This window comes from Streptomyces aurantiaciflavus (assembly GCF_049808595.1).
In the GTDB taxonomy this organism is placed as follows: domain Bacteria; phylum Actinomycetota; class Actinomycetes; order Streptomycetales; family Streptomycetaceae; genus Streptomyces.
The window spans coordinates 103,864-120,306 of the sequence record NZ_JBNCAQ010000016.1; the positions used below are offsets into that span (position 1 = coordinate 103,864).

Genomic DNA, 16,443 nt, shown 5'->3' on the forward strand with positions numbered 1-16,443 from the left:
GGGATGCGCTTCCGGCACGCGGACGGTACGACCGTCCACCTCGCCTACTGCAGCAACGTCCACCAGGCCGAGGACGTCGACGGTGTGGTCGACCAGCTCACGGCCTACGCCGAGCCGGTCCGCGCGGCCCTCGGCGCCGACCTCCTCGGCATCGGCCTGTGGCTGGCCCGTGACGTCGTCACCGCACTCTCCGCCCGGCCCGACGGCATCCGCCGACTGCGCGCCGAACTCATGGCGCGCGGCCTGGAGACCGTCACCCTGAACGCCTTCCCCTACGGCGGCTTCCACCGCGAAGTGGTCAAGAAGGACGTCTACCTGCCCGACTGGACCGACCCCGCCCGGCTGCGCTACACCCTCGACTGCGCCCGCGTCCTCGCCGGGCTCCTCCCCGACGACGCACGCCGCGGCAGCGTCTCGACCCTGCCCCTGGCCTGGCGCACCCCCTGGCCGACGGCCGCGCGCGACACCGCCCGCCGGGCCCTCGACGAGCTCGCGGCGGGCCTGGCCGACGTCGAGCGCGAGACGGGCCGTACGATCCGCGTCGGCTTCGAGCCCGAGCCCGGGTGCGTCGTCGAGAACACCGCGCAGGCGGCGAGGGAACTCGGCGGACTGCACCCCGAACGGCTGGGCGTCTGCCTGGACACCTGCCACCTCGCCGTGCAGTTCGAGGAGCCGGACAAGGCCCTGCGCCGCCTCGCCGACGCCGGTGTCCCCGTCGTCAAGGTCCAGGCGTCCTGCGCGCTCCAGGCGGACGACCCCGCCGACCCGGAGGCCCGCGCGGCGCTCGCCCGGTTCGCCGAGCCGCGTTTCCTGCACCAGACCCGCACGGCCCCCGGCGGCGCCGTCACCGGCGTGGACGACCTCCCGGACGCCCTGACCGGCGGGCTCGCCCCCGACTCCGCCTGGCGTGTGCACTTCCACGCCCCCCTGCACGCGGCCGCCGAACCGCCCCTGCGCACCACCGCCCCGGAACTGGCCGCCGCCCTCGACGCGCTGCTCGGCGGCCCGCAGGCCCTCACCGATCACGTCGAGGTCGAGACCTACACCTGGTCGGTCCTGCCGGAACACCTCCGCCCGCGCGGCCGCGAGGGTCTCGTCGCGGGCCTCGCCGCCGAACTGGCCTGGACCCGCGACCGGTTCGAGGCACTGGGCCTCACACCGGAGACGAGGACCCGGCACCGGCAGCAGGACGGTCCTCCACCGCAGGACCACCCCCGGCACGAGGACCATCCCCGACCGCAGGACCACCCCCGAAAGGAGGGCGTCGCATGACCAGACTGGTCGTCCTCGACATTGTCGGTCTCACCCCGCGCATGCTCCGCCACATGCCCGCCGTGTCGGCGCTCGCCGAACGCGGCTCCCAGGCCCGGCTCGGCACCGTCCTGCCCGCCGTCACCTGCTCCGTGCAGTCCACCCTCCTCACCGGCGCCCTGCCCTCCGAGCACGGCGTCGTCGGCAACGGCTGGTACTTCCGCGACCTGGGCGAGGTGCTCCTCTGGCGGCAGCACAACGCCCTCGTCGGCGGCGAGAAACTGTGGCACACCGCCCGCCGCGCCCAGCCCGACTACAAGGTCGCCAACATCTGCTGGTGGTACGCCATGGGCGCCGACGTCGACTGGACGGTCACCCCGCGCCCGGTCTACTACTCCGACGGCCGCAAGGAACCCGACTGCTACACCTGGCCGCCCGCCCTGCACGACGAACTCACCGGCAGACTGGGCCCGTTCCCCCTCTTCACCTACTGGGGACCGAACGCCGGCCTGCCCTCCACCCAGTGGATCCTGGGCGCCGCCCGCCAGGTCTTCGACGAACACCGCCCCGACCTCACCCTCGTCTACGTCCCGCACCTGGACTACGAACCCCAGCGCTCCGGCCCCGCATCCCCGCAGACGGCCCGCGAGGCACGCCGGCTGGACCAGGCGCTGCGCCCGCTGCTGGACCACTTCGAACGCGAGGGCGCCACGGTCGTCGTCCTCAGCGAGTACGGCATCGCCCCCGCCTCCCGCCCGGTCGACATCAACCGCGCCCTGCGCCGGGCCGGACTCCTGGAGGTCCACACCCAGGACGGCATGGAGTACCTCGACCCCTGGACCTCCCGCGCCTTCGCGGTCGCCGACCACCAGATCGCCCACGTCTACGTCCGCGACCCGGCGGACATCGACAGGACCCGCGAGGCGATCGCCGGCCTGGACGGCGTGGACCAGGTCCTCGACGACCTGGGCAAGGCCGAGCACGGGCTCGCGCACGAGCGCTCCGGAGAGCTGGTCGCCGTCGCCGCACCCGACGCCTGGTTCACGTACTACTACTGGCTGGACGACGACCGCGCCCCGGACTTCGCCCGCCAGGTCGAGATCCACCGCAAGCCCGGCTACGACCCCGCCGAACTCCTCTACGACCCCGCCGTGCCCCGCATCAAGGCACGCGCCGCGGCCCAGGTGGCCCGCAAGAAGCTCGGCATGCGGTACCGCATCCGGACCGTGCCGCTGGACCCCTCCGGCGTGCGCGGCAGCCACGGCCGGCTGCCCGCCGACCCGCAGGACAGCCCCGTACTCCTGTGCTCGCGGCCCCTTCCCGCGCCCCGCGACGAGATCCACGCCACCGAGGTCAAGGACCTCCTCCTCGGCCTGGCCGGCCTCACCACCCCCTGACCCGACCGGAGCCAAGACGATGCACACCACGCCGCCACCCCTCCCGCAGCGACGCCCCGATCTGCTCAACCTGCCCCCCGAGTACGCGCGTTGGCGCGAGGAGGGGCCGCTCGCCCGGATCACGCTGTGGGGCGACAACCAGCCCTGGCTCGTCACCCGGCACGAGGACGCCCGCTTCGTCCTCGGCGATCCCCGCTTCAGCTCGGAGAACTTCCGGCCCGGCTTCCCCGGGCTCCAGCCGACGACCCCGCCGCGCACCCCCGGCCAGCTGTTCGCCATGGACCCGCCCGACCACACCCGGCTGCGCCGCATGCTCATCCCGGAGTTCACCTTCCGCCGGGTCGAGCAACTGCGGCCCGCCATCCGGAAGATCACCGAGCAACTGCTCGACGACCTCGCCGTGCAGCCCCAGCCGGCCGACCTGGTCGAGCACTTCACCCTGCCGCTGCCCCTGCTGGTCATCTGCGAACTGCTCGGCGTCCCCTACGAGGACCGGGAGTTCATCCACGAGCAGGCCGCGGCCTTCGCCACTGTCTCCAAGGGGCCGGAGGCGATGCGGGCCGGCTGGGCGGCGCTCTTCGGCTACCTGCGGGAACTGCTCGACGCCAAGGCGCGCGAGCCCGGCGACGACCTGATGAGCAAGCTCGCGACCGAACGGGTCGCCACCGGGGAGGCCGATCCGGCGGAGGCGGCCGGAGTGCTCGTGCAACTGCTGATCGCCGGGCACGAGACGACGGCGAGCATGCTGTCCCTGGGCACCGTCGCCCTGCTGCGGCACCCGGACCAACTGGCCGCCCTGCGCGCCGACGACGCCCTGGTGCCGGGCGCCGTCGAGGAACTGCTGCGCCATCTGAGCGTCGTCCACATCGGCCTGCGCCGTATCGCCACCGAGGACGTCGAGGTCGGCGGCGTCACCGTCCGGGCCGGGGAGGGCGTGGTGATCGCCCTGCAGGCCGCCAACCGCGACCCGGAGGTCTTCGACCACCCGGACGAACTGGACCTCACCCGGGACGCCGGCCGGCACCTCGCCTTCGGCCACGGCCTCCACCACTGCCTCGGCCAGTCCCTCGCCCGCGCCGAGCTCCAGATCGCGCTCCCCGCCCTGTTCCACAGATTCCCGGGGCTCCGCCTGACCGGCCCCGCCGCCGAGACCCTGGCGTTCGAGGGCCGCGCCGTGCACGGAGTACGGGAGCTGCCCGTGACCTGGTGACCCAGCCGCGGCCGACCGCCACGACCGCCGGCGGCCCGTGCCCCGCCCTCCCCGGCAACACCGCGACCGGCCCGCGTACCGCGCTCGTGTGCGCCGAGGGACAGCAGCGCGGCGCGCTCGTGTGCGCCGAGCGGCAGGCTGCGGGGGTCATGGCGGGTCGCCGGGGCGGCGGCCCGGGCGGGGCCGCGGTGCCGTGCCTTTGCTGCGGCGGACCCGCACCGCGCCCGCCGGCACCGGACCGTGCCGTCCCCCGGCCGCACGTCGGCGTGCGGTTCACCCCGGGGCACGGCCGTCCGGTCGTACGGCAGGGGCCCGCACGGCGCCCGCGTTCGCGGCCCGCTGTCGTCACCGGCCGAGCCGCGAGCGGCCCCGGGTACCGCCGGCCTGCGTACCGTGCCCGGTGGGCCACCGGGGCACGGCCCCGGCGCACGCCGGGGCGCGCACCCACCGGCACGTTCGGTGTCCCGGAGCAAGTCCGGCGGCGGCAAGGCCGATTGAAGGCCCTGCCCTGCGCGCCGACCCGCGGCAGAGGAGCCGTCGGCTCTCGTACGGTCGGCTCTACGCCCCCGTCGTGAGACGGATCAGCAGGACGGTGGGCGTGCGCGGCAGGGACACCCGTAGCGCGTCTTTGTCCCAGGCGGCCGAGCCGACGGTCGCGGCGGACGGGTGCAGGATCTCCGCGCGGACCTCCCGGCCCGCCAGGTGCCCTACGGGCAGGCGGAGTTCGCCTTCCCCGCCGCGGCGCCACACCGAGAGGTACGACGTGCCCTCGCCCGGCACGCGCATCCCCAGGGCCAGCCACTCGTCCGTCCACCCCGGCAACCCGAGCGGCCAGAAGGGCACCGCCCTCGCGAGGTCGCCGCGGATCGACTTGTACGTGCCCACGGCGTCCCGGACGAGCCCGAGTTGACCGGGTGACATCCGGTCGAGATGGCCCGACAGATGGATCCGCCCGAGCAGTGCCCCGCCCAGGGTGAAGGCGATCAGGTCGTCGTCGAAGCCGGGCTGGGGGTAGGCCCACACGGCGCCCTGCTCGGGCGGCACCGCCGTCGGTGCGGAGGCGGCGATGGGCGGGTAGCGCAGCGGGTCCTGCTGGTCGCTGGTGGACTGGAGCTGGGTGACGGACAGCGTGGCCCCGTCCATCCGCATCCCGCCCGAGGCGCAGTTCTCGACGACCAGCCCCGGGTGGCGGTCCAGGACGCCGGACAGCCAGTCCAGGTAGGCGCGGGCGTGACCGAGCAGCCCGGCGCCCGGTGCGAGGTCGCCGGGGGCGCAGGTGCCCGGGTCGACCACGATGTTGTAGTCGAGCTTGAGGTAGCCCACGCCCCAGTCGCCGACGATCCGGTCCACGGTCCGGTCGAGGTGGGCGCGGGCGGCCGGGTGCCGCAGATCGAGCTGGTGGCGGCCCTGCTCGGCGAGGCGCACGCCGTCCCGCTGGAAGAAGGCGTCCGGCGGCAGCGTGGACGCGACCGGGCTGCGCACCCCGACGACCTCGGGCTCCAGCCACAGCCCCGGCACCATGCCGCGCTCCCGGATCCGGTCCAGGACCGCCTGGATACCGCCGTCGGGGAAGCGGCGCGCCGAGGGCAGCCACTCGCCCACGCTGTCCCACCAGCCCTCGGTGTCGTCGTCGTACCAGCCGGAGTCGATGCAGAAGTACTCCGCTCCGGCCTCTGCGGCCGCGTCGATCAGGGGCAGCAGTTTCTCCGTCGTGGGGTCGCCCATCAGCGTGTTCATGTAGTCGTTGAAGACCACGGGGAGCGTCGAGTGGTCCGGGTGGGGGCGGCGCAGGGCGCGGCGGTACGTCGTCAGCGCGGCCAGCGCCTCGTCGAACCCCGGGCCGAGGGCCAGCGCCCCGGGCACGGTGGTGAACTCCTCGCCCGGCGCGAGCCGTACCCGCCACTGGTGCTCCGCGTCCGTGGGCCCGTTCAGCGCCAGATACGTCCCGCCCGCCCGCCGGCCCAGGTCCCAGCGCCAGCCGGCCGGCGACTCGACCTGCCACACCCAGGCCCGCCCGCCGTCGCGTTCGGTCAGCGCGCCCATCGCCAGCCGGCCGTCGGTCGGCCAGCTGCCCCGTCCGGTCACCACCAGGGCGGCCCGGCTGTCGTGCTGGTGGACGTCCATGTTGACGTCGGCGACGGCGGCACGCAGCGGTTCGGTGTACCAACGGCACTCGGCGAGCCAGTCGTTGCGGGCCCGGTGGACGTCGAGGGCCTCCGGCGAGGGGAGTCCGCCGAGCAGCAGGCTGCTGACCGACTGGACGACGAGCGGCTCGCCACCGTCGTTGCGCAGCCGCACACGGGAGCGCAGGACGGCGATCCCGTCCGGGGAGGACAGTTCGACGAACACCGTCAAACCGGTCACGGCGTCGTGGAGTTCGACCGTCAGCCACTCCCACCCGGCGCGGCTGCCGCCGCGGTGGCCCCGGTACCGCAGGCGGGTGCCGAAGGCCGTGCCCGTGAAGCGCGGCCCTGACCAGCCGCTGCCGTGACCGAGAGCGGTCAACTCGACGAGGGGGAGGGCGGACGCGGTGTCGGCGGTGCGCCCCTCACCGGGACCTGCCAGCCGGACGAGCCGCAGGGTCCCGTCATCGGCGGTGGCGAACTCGACCGACAGCGCCGAATGCCCCCAACTGAAGCCGTCCCCCTGGTGATTCCGGACCGTCTCCGCCGGTTCCGCCGTACCGGTCAAGGCACTTCCCCCCTCCCGGCCGCGCCGTGCGGCCGTCCGCGTTCAGTCACGTGAATCCCTCGTGACGCTCTCTTGACGGCCCCTGTGTGACCGGTCACAATCCTGGCATGCATGTGACCGGTCACACAAGACGCCCGGCGAGCATCCGGGACGTCGCCACCGCCGCGGGCGTGTCGTACCAGACCGTCTCCCGGGTGATCAACGGCCATCCCAGCGTCAAGCCGTCCACCCGGGAACGGGTGCTCGCCGCCATCGACGAGCTCGGCTTCCGCCGCAACGCCACCGCCCTCGCTCTGGCCAGCGGACGCACCAGGACCGTGACCGTGCTCACCGCCAACACCACCCACTACGGCTACGCCTCCATCCTCCGGGGCATCGAGGAGGCCGCCCGCGCCGCGTCCTACGCGGTGGGGATCGGCGTCCTGGAGTCGGCGGAGGAAACCGCCGTCGCCGCCGAGGTGCAGCGGGCGGCGGACACGGGCGGCGGACTCGTCGTGATCGCCTACGATCCGGCCGGTGTCCGGGCGCTCGCCGCCGTGCCCGCCGAACTGCCGGTCGTCGGCGTGGTCGAGACCCCCGCGCGCCCCCCGGCCGACGACCGTCCCTGGGTGTGGACCGACGACCGCGAGGCCGCCTACCAGGCCACCCGCCATCTGCTCGCCCTCGGCCACCCGACCGTCCACTACGTGGCCATCCCGTCCAGCACCCGGCGCACCAGCGCCCGCACCACCGGCTGGCGGCAGGCGCTCCGTGAGGCCGGCGCGCCGGAACCCGGGCCGGTGCAGGGGAGCTGGGGTCCGGCCGGTGGCCACGCGGCCGGCCTGAGGCTCGCCCGGGACCCGGCCGTCACCGCGATCCTGTGCGGCAACGACGACCTCGCGCTCGGCGTGCTGCGCGCCCTGCACGAGTGCGGCCGCTCCGTCCCCGGCGAGGTCAGCGTGGCCGGATTCGACGACGCCCCGCACTCCGCCTATCTGACCCCGTCGCTGACGACCGTACGCCTGGACTTCACCGGCCTCGGGCGAGCCGCCTTCGCCCTGCTGCACGGGGTCCTGGAGAAGTCCGCGCAGATCGCCCCGCACCCCGTCTCCGTACCGGAGCTGGTGGTGCGGGAGAGCTCGGGGCCGCCGCCGGTCAGGTCCTGAACATCCCCGCACGAGCACAGCCGTTCCGCATCCTGCCCTGCCCTGAACCACCTGTTCTTGAAAGGCGCGCGATGAAGACAAGAGCCCTTCCCACCCTGGCCCTGATATGCGCCGTCGGCCTGGCCGCCACCGCGTGCAGCGACCCCACCGCGGGCGACTCCGCCTCGGACACCAAGCAGTCGGCCGTGAACCCCACCGCGCGCCTCGACGGTGTGAAGCTGACCATGTGGACCGCGCAGAACACGGTCAACGCCCCCAAACAGGTCATCGACGCCTTCGAGAAGGCCACCGGCGCGAAGGTGGAGACCCAGGCCGTCCCGGACCTCTACGAACAGAACGTGCCGACCAAGCTGGCCTCCGGCGACCGCCCCGACCTGATGTTCTGGCAGCCGTCGATCTCCACCCTGCCCTTCATCCAGCCGAAGCAGAACCTCCTCACCCTCGACGGAGAGCCGTGGGTGTCCAAGCTCGGCGACACCGAGAGGTCCCTCGGCGTCATCGACGGCAAGCGGTACGCGGCCATCGTCACCAGCCCCGCCATGCTCGGCGTCTACTACAACAAGGACGTCTTCAAGGCCGCCGGGCTCACTGAGAAGGACTTCCCGAAGTCCTACGACGAGCTGCTGGCCCTCGGCCACAAGGTCGTCGACAAGACCGACGCGGCCGCCTTCTACGAGGCCGGCGGCGACAAGTGGCCCCTGCAGTGGCAGATGCAGATCCAGCTCACCGACCTCGACCAGCAGTGGTGGGCCGGCCTCAACGAGAACAAGGAGAAGTGGACCGACCCGGTCGTCGTCGCCGCGATCAAGAAGTACAAGGACAAGCTCCTCGACGCCGGGCTCGCCCAGAAGAACTACCGGACGGGCACCTTCACCGGGCAGGCCGACGCCCTGTGGAAGGGCGACGTGGGCATGGTCCTCAACGTCACCTCCTTCCAGAGCCAGTTGCAGGCCAAGTACTCCACCGCCGAGATCGACAAGAGGATCGGCTGGTTCCCGGTCGCCAACTCCTCCGCCACCGGCCTGTACTCGCCCGACCAGACCAACGGTGTGGTCGCCTTCAAGACCGGTGACGAGAAGCGGCAGAACGCGGCCCGGCAGTTCCTCGCCTTCTGGCTCGGCCCCGACTACGCCGACTACATCAAGGCGATGAAGATCCCGTCCGTGCAGCCGTCCGTGCCCACCCCCGACGGCCTCCCGCAGACGGCAGAGGACCAGGTCGCGGCCCTGCCCAAGGCCATCGGCGTCTTCCAGGCCAAGGCGATCGTCGCCCCCGACACCCACCTGTACCTCGCCGACATGATCTTCGGCAAGAAGAACCCGCAGCAGGTCGCGCAGGCGATCCAGGACCAGTTCGCGCAGGTGGCCAAGGCCCAGGGCGCGCCGGGCTTCTAGACGACCACTTCCGGACACCCAGGGCGGGACATCCGATGGCGGACACAGCCATGCGTACGCGACGTACGCGCAAGCAGAAACCGGCACCCGCGAAGGGCGCGCCGAAGGCCGTGGGACGGCTGCCGCGCGCCGCCGTGCACCACCCCTGGTGGTTCGCGCTCCCCGCGATCGTCGTCTTCGCGGGCTTCTTCCTGGTGCCCAACCTGCTCAACTTCTACTACCCGTTCACCAACTGGTCCTCGTACCACCCGGACATCGCCTTCACGGGCCTCGACAACTTCAAGACCATCGCCGGCGACGGCTCGCTGCTGCGCGCGATCCGCACGACCCTGCTGTACGCCCTGCTGGCGGCACTGTTCCAGAACGGCTTCGGGCTGGTGCTGGCGCTGCTGCTGGAGGACGACACCCGGTTCAACCGGTTCTTCCGGACCGTCTTCTTCCTCCCCGTGCTCATCTCGGCGCTCGCGACCGGCTACGTCTTCCAGGCCCTGCTCGACCAGGACGGCGCCGTCAACTCCGTCCTCGGCACGGACGTTCCGTGGCTGGGCTCGACGACCTGGACTCTGGTCGTGGTCACCCTCATCCACGGGTGGAAGTGGATGGGCCTGTCCATGCTGATCTATCTCGCCGGGCTCAAGGGCATCCCCGGCGACATGCTCGAAGCCGCGCGGATGGACGGCGCCGGGCCCTGGCGGACCTTCTGGTCGGTGCGCTGGCCCATGCTCGCGCCCGCCGTCACCTTCAACGTCACCACGGCTCTGATCGGCTCGATGAACACCTTCGACATCGTGCAGGCCACCACGGGCGGCGGCCCCGCGGCCTCCACGGAGGTCTTCAACATCTACATGTTCCGGATCTTCGGACAGGGCCTGTACGCCCAGGCCTCCGCGATGAGCCTCGTCCTCTTCCTGGTCGTGGTCGCCGTGGCGATCCCGCTGGTCGTCGGGCTCCGGCGAAGGGAGCAGATGCTGTGAACCGGGCCTTCCCGGTGTGGCGCTACGGCCGCCCCGCCCTCGTCCTCCTGCTCGCCGGTCTCGCCGTCGGCGTGCCCCTGTGGCTGGTCGTCGTCACCTCGGCCAAGCCGCAGGCGGAGGCCGTCAAGCCCAACCTGGACCTGCCGGGGCGGTGGCAGCCCGGCTCCAACTACGAGGACGCCGTCAGCCAGGGCGAGATGCTGCGCGGCTTCCTCAACTCGCTCCTCGTCGTGGTGCCTTCGGTGGTCCTCGTGCTGATCCTGGGCGCGGGCGCCGCCTGGGTCTTCGCGCGCAGGAAGTCGAAGCTGGTCTCGGCCGCGTACGCGCTGTGCATCAGCGGGCTGCTGCTGCCGCCCGCCGTCATCACCATCGTGATGGAGCTGCGGCAGCTCGGGCTGGCGAACACGCGCCCCGGCATGATCGCCGTCTACACCGGCATGTATCTGTCGACGTCGATCTTCTTCATGACCGGCTTCATCCGCGCCATTCCGATGGAACTGGAGGAAGCGGCGCGGATCGACGGCGCGAAACCGTCACGGATCTTCGTACGGATCGTCCTGCCGCTGCTCAGGCCGGTCATCGCCACCGCCACGATCATGGTGATGCTCTACGCCTGGAGCGACATCTTCTACGCCTTCTTCGTGCTCGGCGGCGGCGAGCGGGCCACCCTCCCGCTGAACCTCTACCAGGTCGCCAGCGCCCAGCTCTACCTCAACAACTGGCACCTCGTCTTCGCGTACGTCGTGGTGATGAGCCTGCCCATGGTCGCCGTGTTCCTCGTCGGCCAGCGAAAGATCGTGTCCGGAATCACCAGTGGAGCCGTCAAATGACCGGAGTGACCGGAGTGACTGGAGGTCCAGCAGCGTGATCGCCCCCACCCGCACGCGAGCCCACAACCGAGCCCGTACGAGAACCCGTATCAGAACCACCTTGGTCACAGCCGTACTTGGAGTCACCGCAATGTCAGGCACCCTCCCCGCAGCCGGTCCCGCGGCCGCAGCCGACGGCCCCCAGCGCCTCACCGTCGACCTCGCCGCCTCCGAGGGCCCGGTGATGCTCGGCGCCAACGGGGCGCTGTACGGGCTCAGCGACGACGGGGTGCCCAGTGACGCCGCCCTGGAACCCCTGAAGATCACCAGCATCTCGCAGAAGCCGGAGGGCGGCGCCCAGCACCCCAACGGTGACGCGCTGACCGTCTCCAAGTCGTTCTTCCGCAACGGCGGCGGCGAGATCAACGTGATGATGCAGGACATCTACGCCAAGTGGCCGTACGAGGACCTCGGCATCGACGACTACCTCCCCAAGGTCGACAAGATCGTCAAGGAGATCGCGGCCGACCCCGACAGCGACCGCTTCGTCTACATCCCGTTCAACGAGCCCGACCAGATCTGGTACAAGCTCGGCGTCGAGGACCAGGCCCAGTACGAGGCCAACCGCGACCGGTTCTTCGAGGACTGGAAGACGGTGTACCAGCGCATCCGCGCGATCGACCCCGACGCGAGGATCGCCGGCCCCAACGAAGCCGGTTACCACACACGGCTGTTGAAGGACTTCCTCGCCTTCGCCAAGCGCGAGAACGTCCTGCCCCAGGTGATGACCTGGCACGAGCTGGGCTCCGGCTCCCTCAGGGACTTCCAGGCGCACTACGACAACTACCGTTCCCTGGAGCGGGAGGCGGGCATCGCCCCGCTGAAGATCAACATCGACGAGTACGCCAACCGCCGCGATCTGTCCGTGCCCGGGCAACTCGTGCAGTGGGTCTCGATGTTCGAGCGGAACAAGGTGTACGCCAACCAGGCCTACTGGGACGCCGCCGGCAACATGGACGGCAACGTCGTCCGCTCCAACATCCCCAACGGCGGCTGGTGGTTCTTCCGCTGGTACGCGGGCCTCACCGGCGACACCGTCAAGGTGACCCCGCCACAGGCCAACACCATCGACACCCTCCAGGGCCTCGCCTCCCTCGACACCTCGCGCCGCCAGGCCCAGGTGCTGCTCGGCGGCTCGGCCGGTGACACGGACGTCGTCGTCGAGAACGTCTCCCGGTCCGTCTTCGGCCGCACGGTCACCGCGACCGTCGCCGAGGCCGCCTGGTCCGGCTACGAGGGACAGCACGCCACGCCCCGCGTCCTCGCCCGCACGAAGGTGAAGGTCGCGGAGGACGGCACGGTGACCGTCCCGCTGCGCGGCACCCACAAGATGTCCGCCTACCGGATCGTCCTCACCCCCGGCGGCTCCGGCACCCCGTCCGCGCCTTCCGTCCCCTGGTCGGCGTCGTACGAGGCCGAGGACGCGGCCATCACCGACGGCAAGGTCTACACCCAGGGCACGGTCAGCAACGCCAACGGCTACGCGGCCTCCGGGACGAAGGACGTCGGCTCGCTCAACACCGCCACCAGCAAGGTCGACTTCACGGTGAACGTCCCGAAGGACGGGACGTACGACCTCGCCATCCTCTACGGCAACCAGTCCGGCGCCCCCGCCACCCAGAAGCTGTCCGTCGACGGCGGCGACCCGGTCACGGTCGGCTACCCGTCCACCGAGAACTGGACCTACCGCGCCAAGAAGGACGTATCCGTCCAGCTCAAGGCCGGTCAGCACGTGCTGACCCTCGCCAAGGGCGACGCCGAGGTCACCCTCGACCGCGTCGACCTGACCGCCCGCACCGGCGTACCGTCCGCGTCCTACGAGGCCACGCTCGCGGACATCAGCGGCAAGCCGTCGTACGACTACTCGTCGTCGGCCGGGACCGGCACGGGCGCGCTCGTCCTGCGCTCCGGCGACAAGGCGGTCTTCGACGTCTACGCCCCGCGCGACGGCTACTACACGGTGGCGCCCCGGGCCACGGCAACGGTGAAGCTGGCCCTGCACGGGGAGACCGTGACGGCGGCGCCCGGCCGGCCGCTCAGGCTGTACCTCGTCGCGGGCAACAACCGCGTCGCCATGACCGCTCAGCACGCGGCCGTCCGCTCCCTGGACGTCTCGGGTGACGGATCTGCCTCGGGCACGCTCTCCTACGAGGGTGCCTCGGCGACCCTGGCCGGCGGCGCCAAGCTCGTCGACTCCCCCCACGCCTCCGCCGGTTCGTACATCGGCCGGCTCGGCAACGGTCCCGACAGCACCGCCGAGTTCACCGTGGACGCGCCCAGGTCCGGCCGCTACGTGCTGGTCGTCCACTACGCGCACAACGACCGGCGCGACAACGGCCACGCCTACAACACCGACATCATGTCCCGCACGGCGGACATCACGGTCGGCACCGCCGCCCCGCGGACGGTCACCTTCAAGAACACCTGGAGCTGGGACGACTACTGGACGGTGGGCGTCCCCGTCGACCTGGAGAAGGGCTCCAACAAGGTGACGTTCTCGAACGCCGGCGCGTGGGCCCCGAACATCGACCGCATCGAGCTCGGCCGCGTCGTCGGCGGACCCGCCCGGTAGGGCCGGCCGCGCCCGGGGCCCGCGACGTCGTCGCCGGGTCCCGGGCGCAGAACGCCGCGGACGTGGTCGCCGGTCCGCCCGAGAATGGCCGAAACCCCGTGGTGACCAGCGGCGAGAGCCGCCAACCCGCGTGCGGCGGACACGAGTTCGCCTAGGTTGGGGATCTGATCATGACCATGCACGCGCAGGAGGCTTTTGCTGTGTCGGACTTAACCCCCCGCACCACCGACAGCGGGGCGACGCCCGGCCGGATCGACACGTCCAAGCCGCACTCGGCCCGCTTCTGGAACTACTTCGTCGGCGGCAAGGACAACTACGAGGTCGACCGGGAGATCGGGGACCACATCAAGGAGATCTTCCCCGGCCTGGTCGACGTCGCGGTCACCAGCCGCGCGTTCCTGGGGCGCGCCGTCCGCCACCTGGCCGGTGAGCGGGGCATCCGGCAGTTCCTGGACGTCGGCACCGGCCTGCCGACCGCCGACAACACCCACGAAGTGGCCCAGCGCGTGGCCCCGGACTCCCGGGTCGTGTACGTCGACAACGACCCCATCGTGCTGGCCCACGCGAACGCCCTGCTCACCAGCACACCCGAGGGCAGGACCGCCTACCTGGACGCCGACCTGTACGACCCCGAGGCCGTCCTGGAAGCCGCCGCCGGCACCCTCGACCTCTCCCGTCCGGTCGCCCTGATGATCCTCAACACGCTGGGCCATGTCGCCGACCACTCCCTGGCGCGTGACCTGGTGCGCCGGCTCATGGCGGGCCTCCCCTCGGGAAGCCACCTGGTGATCAGCGACAGCACGGCCACCAGCGAGGGCATGATCGCCGCGTCGGAGGCGTACAACGCGAGCGGCGCGGTGCCGTACTACGTGCGCAGCGTCGAGGAGATCACCGGATTCTTCGACGGGCTGGAACTCGTGGACCCCGGCATCGTCCAGGTGACCAAGTGGCGTCCGGAGCCCGATGATTCGGCCAATCCCGCCGTCTCCGTCGACGCCTACGGCGGGGTGGGGCGCAAGCCGTAGTCCTCAGGGGTGAGATCATCCGTCCATGGCGACGGGGGCGGAGCACCGGATGATCGACGTCGGGGCCGGGCGGGTCACCCTGTCCGACCGGCGCACGCGGCGGACCTGGACGGTGGAGCTGGCCCCCTACCGGATCGGGGCGTACCCGGTCACGCGGGAGCTGTACACCCGGATCACCGGCCGGCAGCCGTCCACCGAAGGCGGGGAGCGGCTGCCGGCCGAGAGCGTCTCCTGGTGGGACGCGGTCCGTTTCTGCAACGCCCTGTCCCTGCGGGACGGCCTCACCCCCGTCTACGCCGTCGACCCGGACGACGAGACCGCCGTCCTGGACCCCTCGGCCGGCGGTTACCGCCTGCCCACCGAGGCGGAGTGGGAACACGCCTGCCGGGCCGGCACCACCGGCCCGCGCTACGGCGCCCTCGACGCCATCGCCTGGTACCGCGGCAACTCGGACGAACGGATCCACGAGGTCGGCGGCAGACAGCCCAACGCGTGGGGCCTGCACGACATGCTCGGCAACGTCTGGGAGTGGTGCTGGGACCTCTACGACCCCGAGGTCTACGGCACCTACCGGGTCCTGCGCGGCGGCGGCTGGTTCGACGACCACTGGAGCTGCCGGGCCTCCGTACGACGCCGCAGCCACCCCACGTTCCGGGTCGACGACGTCGGCTTCCGTGTCGCGCGGTCGGCGGGCCACTGAAGCGCGCCCGACTGCCCGACCGCGCCCGCCCACCGGTGCTACGGCCGTGCCAGCCGCCGCATCGTGAGCGCGAGGTGCAGCCGCAGCCGGCCCTGGGGGGTGCGCACCGGCCAGCCGAGGAGGTGCTCCGCGTGCACCAGGCGGTCCTGGAGCGTGGAGTGGTGCACGGTGACCTCGGCGGCGGCCGCCCGCAGGCTCGTCGTGGCGGTGACGGCGTGCAGGGTGGCGAGCAGCCAGGGTGCGTCCGCGGCGGCCGCCTCCACGGCCTGCACGTCGGGCGGGGGCTCGGCGCCGGGCAGGACGAGGTCGGCCAGCAGGGCGAGCCCGCCGAGCTCGTCGGCGTACACGACACCGGGGCCGGGGTCGTGGGCGGTGCCGTCGGCGGTGAACCGCAGTGCGGTGCGGGCGGCGGTCCAGGAGCGGGGGAGGTCGAGCACGGGCACGGCGGGGCCGACACCCGTCCGGTCCGTGAACGCCTCCGGCTCCCGGCTCGCGGACCGGACCCGGGGCCGTCCGTCCGGGGTGGCCAGGGCACGGGCCGGGACGGCGGGGTCGAGGCCGAGCCGGCGGGCCGCGTGCAGCCGGGCGGTCTCGGGGGCCGTGGCGTCCAAGAGGGTCTCCAGGAGTGCCGGGTCGTCGAGCGGAGCGCGGCCCCGCGTCCGGTCCAGGACGCGCCGGACGACGCCCGCCGCCCGTTCGAGGATCACCGCGTCGACGACGCTCGGCGCCGGGTCGCTGCGCTCCAGCCACAGCGCCGGTGCTCCGCCCGGGGTCAGCGCGGCCGACGGCCAAGCCGGATCCGGTGGCAGGTCGGAGTCCCGGCGGACGCCGTCGGAGTCCACCCGGACCCGCACCCGCCGCTCGGCGTCGGCCAGCCGCGCGGGCACTCCGGCGAGCACGGCGGCTCCGCGCACCAGCGCCTCCACGCCGGCCCGTGCCTCGGCCAGCCGGTCGAAGTAGGCGATGACCTGCACGGCGGCACCGGCATCCGGATCCAGCGCGGTGAGGCGCCCGGCCAGCTCTTTCATACGGCCATGATGCGTCAGCAGGAGCGTGTTTCGCCCCCGCCGCCCCTGCCCTTCCCGTCCTCCAGGGGCTCCGCCCCTTCCACCCCGCCAGGGGGCTCCGCCCCCTGGACCCCGGCCCATGCCCACCCACCGCCCGACTCGGTTGGGGGAGGGGTCACCCGGTCCAGCCCGTCCGGCGTCGGCTTTC

The 16,443-nt window shown here is 72.4% G+C and carries 12 protein-coding genes; 10 read left to right on the forward strand and 2 right to left on the reverse strand.

Annotation, left to right across the window (positions count from 1 at the left end):
• Positions 1-3 precede the first annotated feature (3 nt).
• From eboE to ACPT94_RS20750, 3 genes are read left to right on the forward strand one after another with little or no spacing between them, the layout of a single operon-like run.
• On the forward strand, positions 4-1,272 hold the full coding sequence (eboE, locus tag ACPT94_RS20740; protein WP_360337180.1) for a metabolite traffic protein EboE: 1,269 nt from the start codon (positions 4-6) through the stop codon (positions 1,270-1,272).
• The gene (locus ACPT94_RS20745; protein WP_360337178.1) at positions 1,269-2,648 is read left to right on the forward strand and encodes an alkaline phosphatase family protein; all 1,380 of its coding nucleotides are present in this window, start codon (positions 1,269-1,271) and stop codon (positions 2,646-2,648) included. Before eboE ends, ACPT94_RS20745 begins: the two co-directional genes overlap by 4 nt.
• A gap of 19 nt (positions 2,649-2,667) precedes the next feature.
• Positions 2,668-3,858, forward strand: a complete 1,191-nt coding sequence (locus tag ACPT94_RS20750; protein WP_360337176.1) for a cytochrome P450 — start codon at positions 2,668-2,670, stop codon at positions 3,856-3,858.
• A gap of 558 nt (positions 3,859-4,416) precedes the next feature.
• Here the strand turns inward: ACPT94_RS20750 and ACPT94_RS20755 are convergent.
• Positions 4,417-6,549 carry a glycoside hydrolase family 36 protein gene (locus ACPT94_RS20755; protein WP_360337174.1) on the reverse strand — a complete coding sequence of 711 codons (2,133 nt, stop codon included), beginning with the start codon at positions 6,547-6,549 and terminating at the stop codon, positions 4,417-4,419.
• 107 nt (positions 6,550-6,656) lie between these two features.
• Between ACPT94_RS20755 and ACPT94_RS20760 the strand changes: the two genes are divergently transcribed.
• The 7 genes from ACPT94_RS20760 (at position 6,657) to ACPT94_RS20790 (ending at position 15,228) form a co-directional block, all read left to right on the forward strand.
• Positions 6,657-7,694 carry a LacI family DNA-binding transcriptional regulator gene (locus ACPT94_RS20760; RefSeq protein WP_360337172.1) on the forward strand — a complete coding sequence of 346 codons (1,038 nt, stop codon included), beginning with the start codon at positions 6,657-6,659 and terminating at the stop codon, positions 7,692-7,694.
• Between the two features lie 71 nt (positions 7,695-7,765).
• The gene (locus tag ACPT94_RS20765) at positions 7,766-9,088 is read left to right on the forward strand and encodes an ABC transporter substrate-binding protein (protein ID WP_425246506.1); all 1,323 of its coding nucleotides are present in this window, start codon (positions 7,766-7,768) and stop codon (positions 9,086-9,088) included.
• 35 nt (positions 9,089-9,123) lie between these two features.
• Complete coding sequence (locus ACPT94_RS20770; protein WP_360337168.1) at positions 9,124-10,062, forward strand: carbohydrate ABC transporter permease; 939 nt, start codon at positions 9,124-9,126, stop codon at positions 10,060-10,062.
• Complete coding sequence (locus ACPT94_RS20775) at positions 10,059-10,892, forward strand: carbohydrate ABC transporter permease (RefSeq protein WP_425246507.1); 834 nt, start codon at positions 10,059-10,061, stop codon at positions 10,890-10,892. The genes ACPT94_RS20770 and ACPT94_RS20775 overlap by 4 nt, the downstream gene beginning before the upstream one ends.
• Before the next feature lie 130 nt (positions 10,893-11,022).
• A complete protein-coding gene (locus tag ACPT94_RS20780; RefSeq protein WP_360337164.1) occupies positions 11,023-13,503 on the forward strand; it encodes a CBM35 domain-containing protein in 2,481 nt (826 codons plus the stop codon).
• A 170-nt stretch (positions 13,504-13,673) separates the two neighbouring features.
• Positions 13,674-14,528 (forward strand): SAM-dependent methyltransferase, encoded by an 855-nt coding sequence (locus ACPT94_RS20785; RefSeq protein WP_425246508.1) that lies wholly within the window; start codon positions 13,674-13,676, stop codon positions 14,526-14,528.
• A 25-nt stretch (positions 14,529-14,553) separates the two neighbouring features.
• Positions 14,554-15,228, forward strand: a complete 675-nt coding sequence (locus ACPT94_RS20790; protein WP_425246509.1) for a formylglycine-generating enzyme family protein — start codon at positions 14,554-14,556, stop codon at positions 15,226-15,228.
• Between the two features lie 38 nt (positions 15,229-15,266).
• On the opposite strand, the gene ACPT94_RS20795 is transcribed toward ACPT94_RS20790, so the two are convergent.
• On the reverse strand, positions 15,267-16,256 hold the full coding sequence (locus tag ACPT94_RS20795; protein ID WP_425246510.1) for a helix-turn-helix domain-containing protein: 990 nt from the start codon (positions 16,254-16,256) through the stop codon (positions 15,267-15,269).
• Positions 16,257-16,443: the final 187 nt, after the last annotated feature.

Excerpts from the sequence above, each read along its gene's own strand:
- ACPT94_RS20790 (WP_425246509.1), top strand. The coding sequence starts at position 14,554 with ATGGCGACGGGGGCGGAGCACCGGATGATCGACGTCGGGGCCGGGCGG.
- ACPT94_RS20780 (WP_360337164.1), top strand. The coding sequence starts at position 11,023 with ATGTCAGGCACCCTCCCCGCAGCCGGTCCCGCGGCCGCAGCCGACGGC.
- ACPT94_RS20765 (WP_425246506.1), top strand. The coding sequence starts at position 7,766 with ATGAAGACAAGAGCCCTTCCCACCCTGGCCCTGATATGCGCCGTCGGC.
- eboE (WP_360337180.1), top strand. The coding sequence starts at position 4 with ATGCGCTTCCGGCACGCGGACGGTACGACCGTCCACCTCGCCTACTGC.
- ACPT94_RS20750 (WP_360337176.1), top strand. The coding sequence starts at position 2,668 with ATGCACACCACGCCGCCACCCCTCCCGCAGCGACGCCCCGATCTGCTC.
- ACPT94_RS20770 (WP_360337168.1), top strand. The coding sequence starts at position 9,124 with ATGGCGGACACAGCCATGCGTACGCGACGTACGCGCAAGCAGAAACCG.
- ACPT94_RS20760 (WP_360337172.1), top strand. The coding sequence starts at position 6,657 with ATGCATGTGACCGGTCACACAAGACGCCCGGCGAGCATCCGGGACGTC.
- ACPT94_RS20745 (WP_360337178.1), top strand. The coding sequence starts at position 1,269 with ATGACCAGACTGGTCGTCCTCGACATTGTCGGTCTCACCCCGCGCATG.
- ACPT94_RS20785 (WP_425246508.1), top strand. The coding sequence starts at position 13,674 with ATGACCATGCACGCGCAGGAGGCTTTTGCTGTGTCGGACTTAACCCCC.
- ACPT94_RS20795 (WP_425246510.1), bottom strand. The coding sequence starts at position 16,256 with ATGAAAGAGCTGGCCGGGCGCCTCACCGCGCTGGATCCGGATGCCGGT.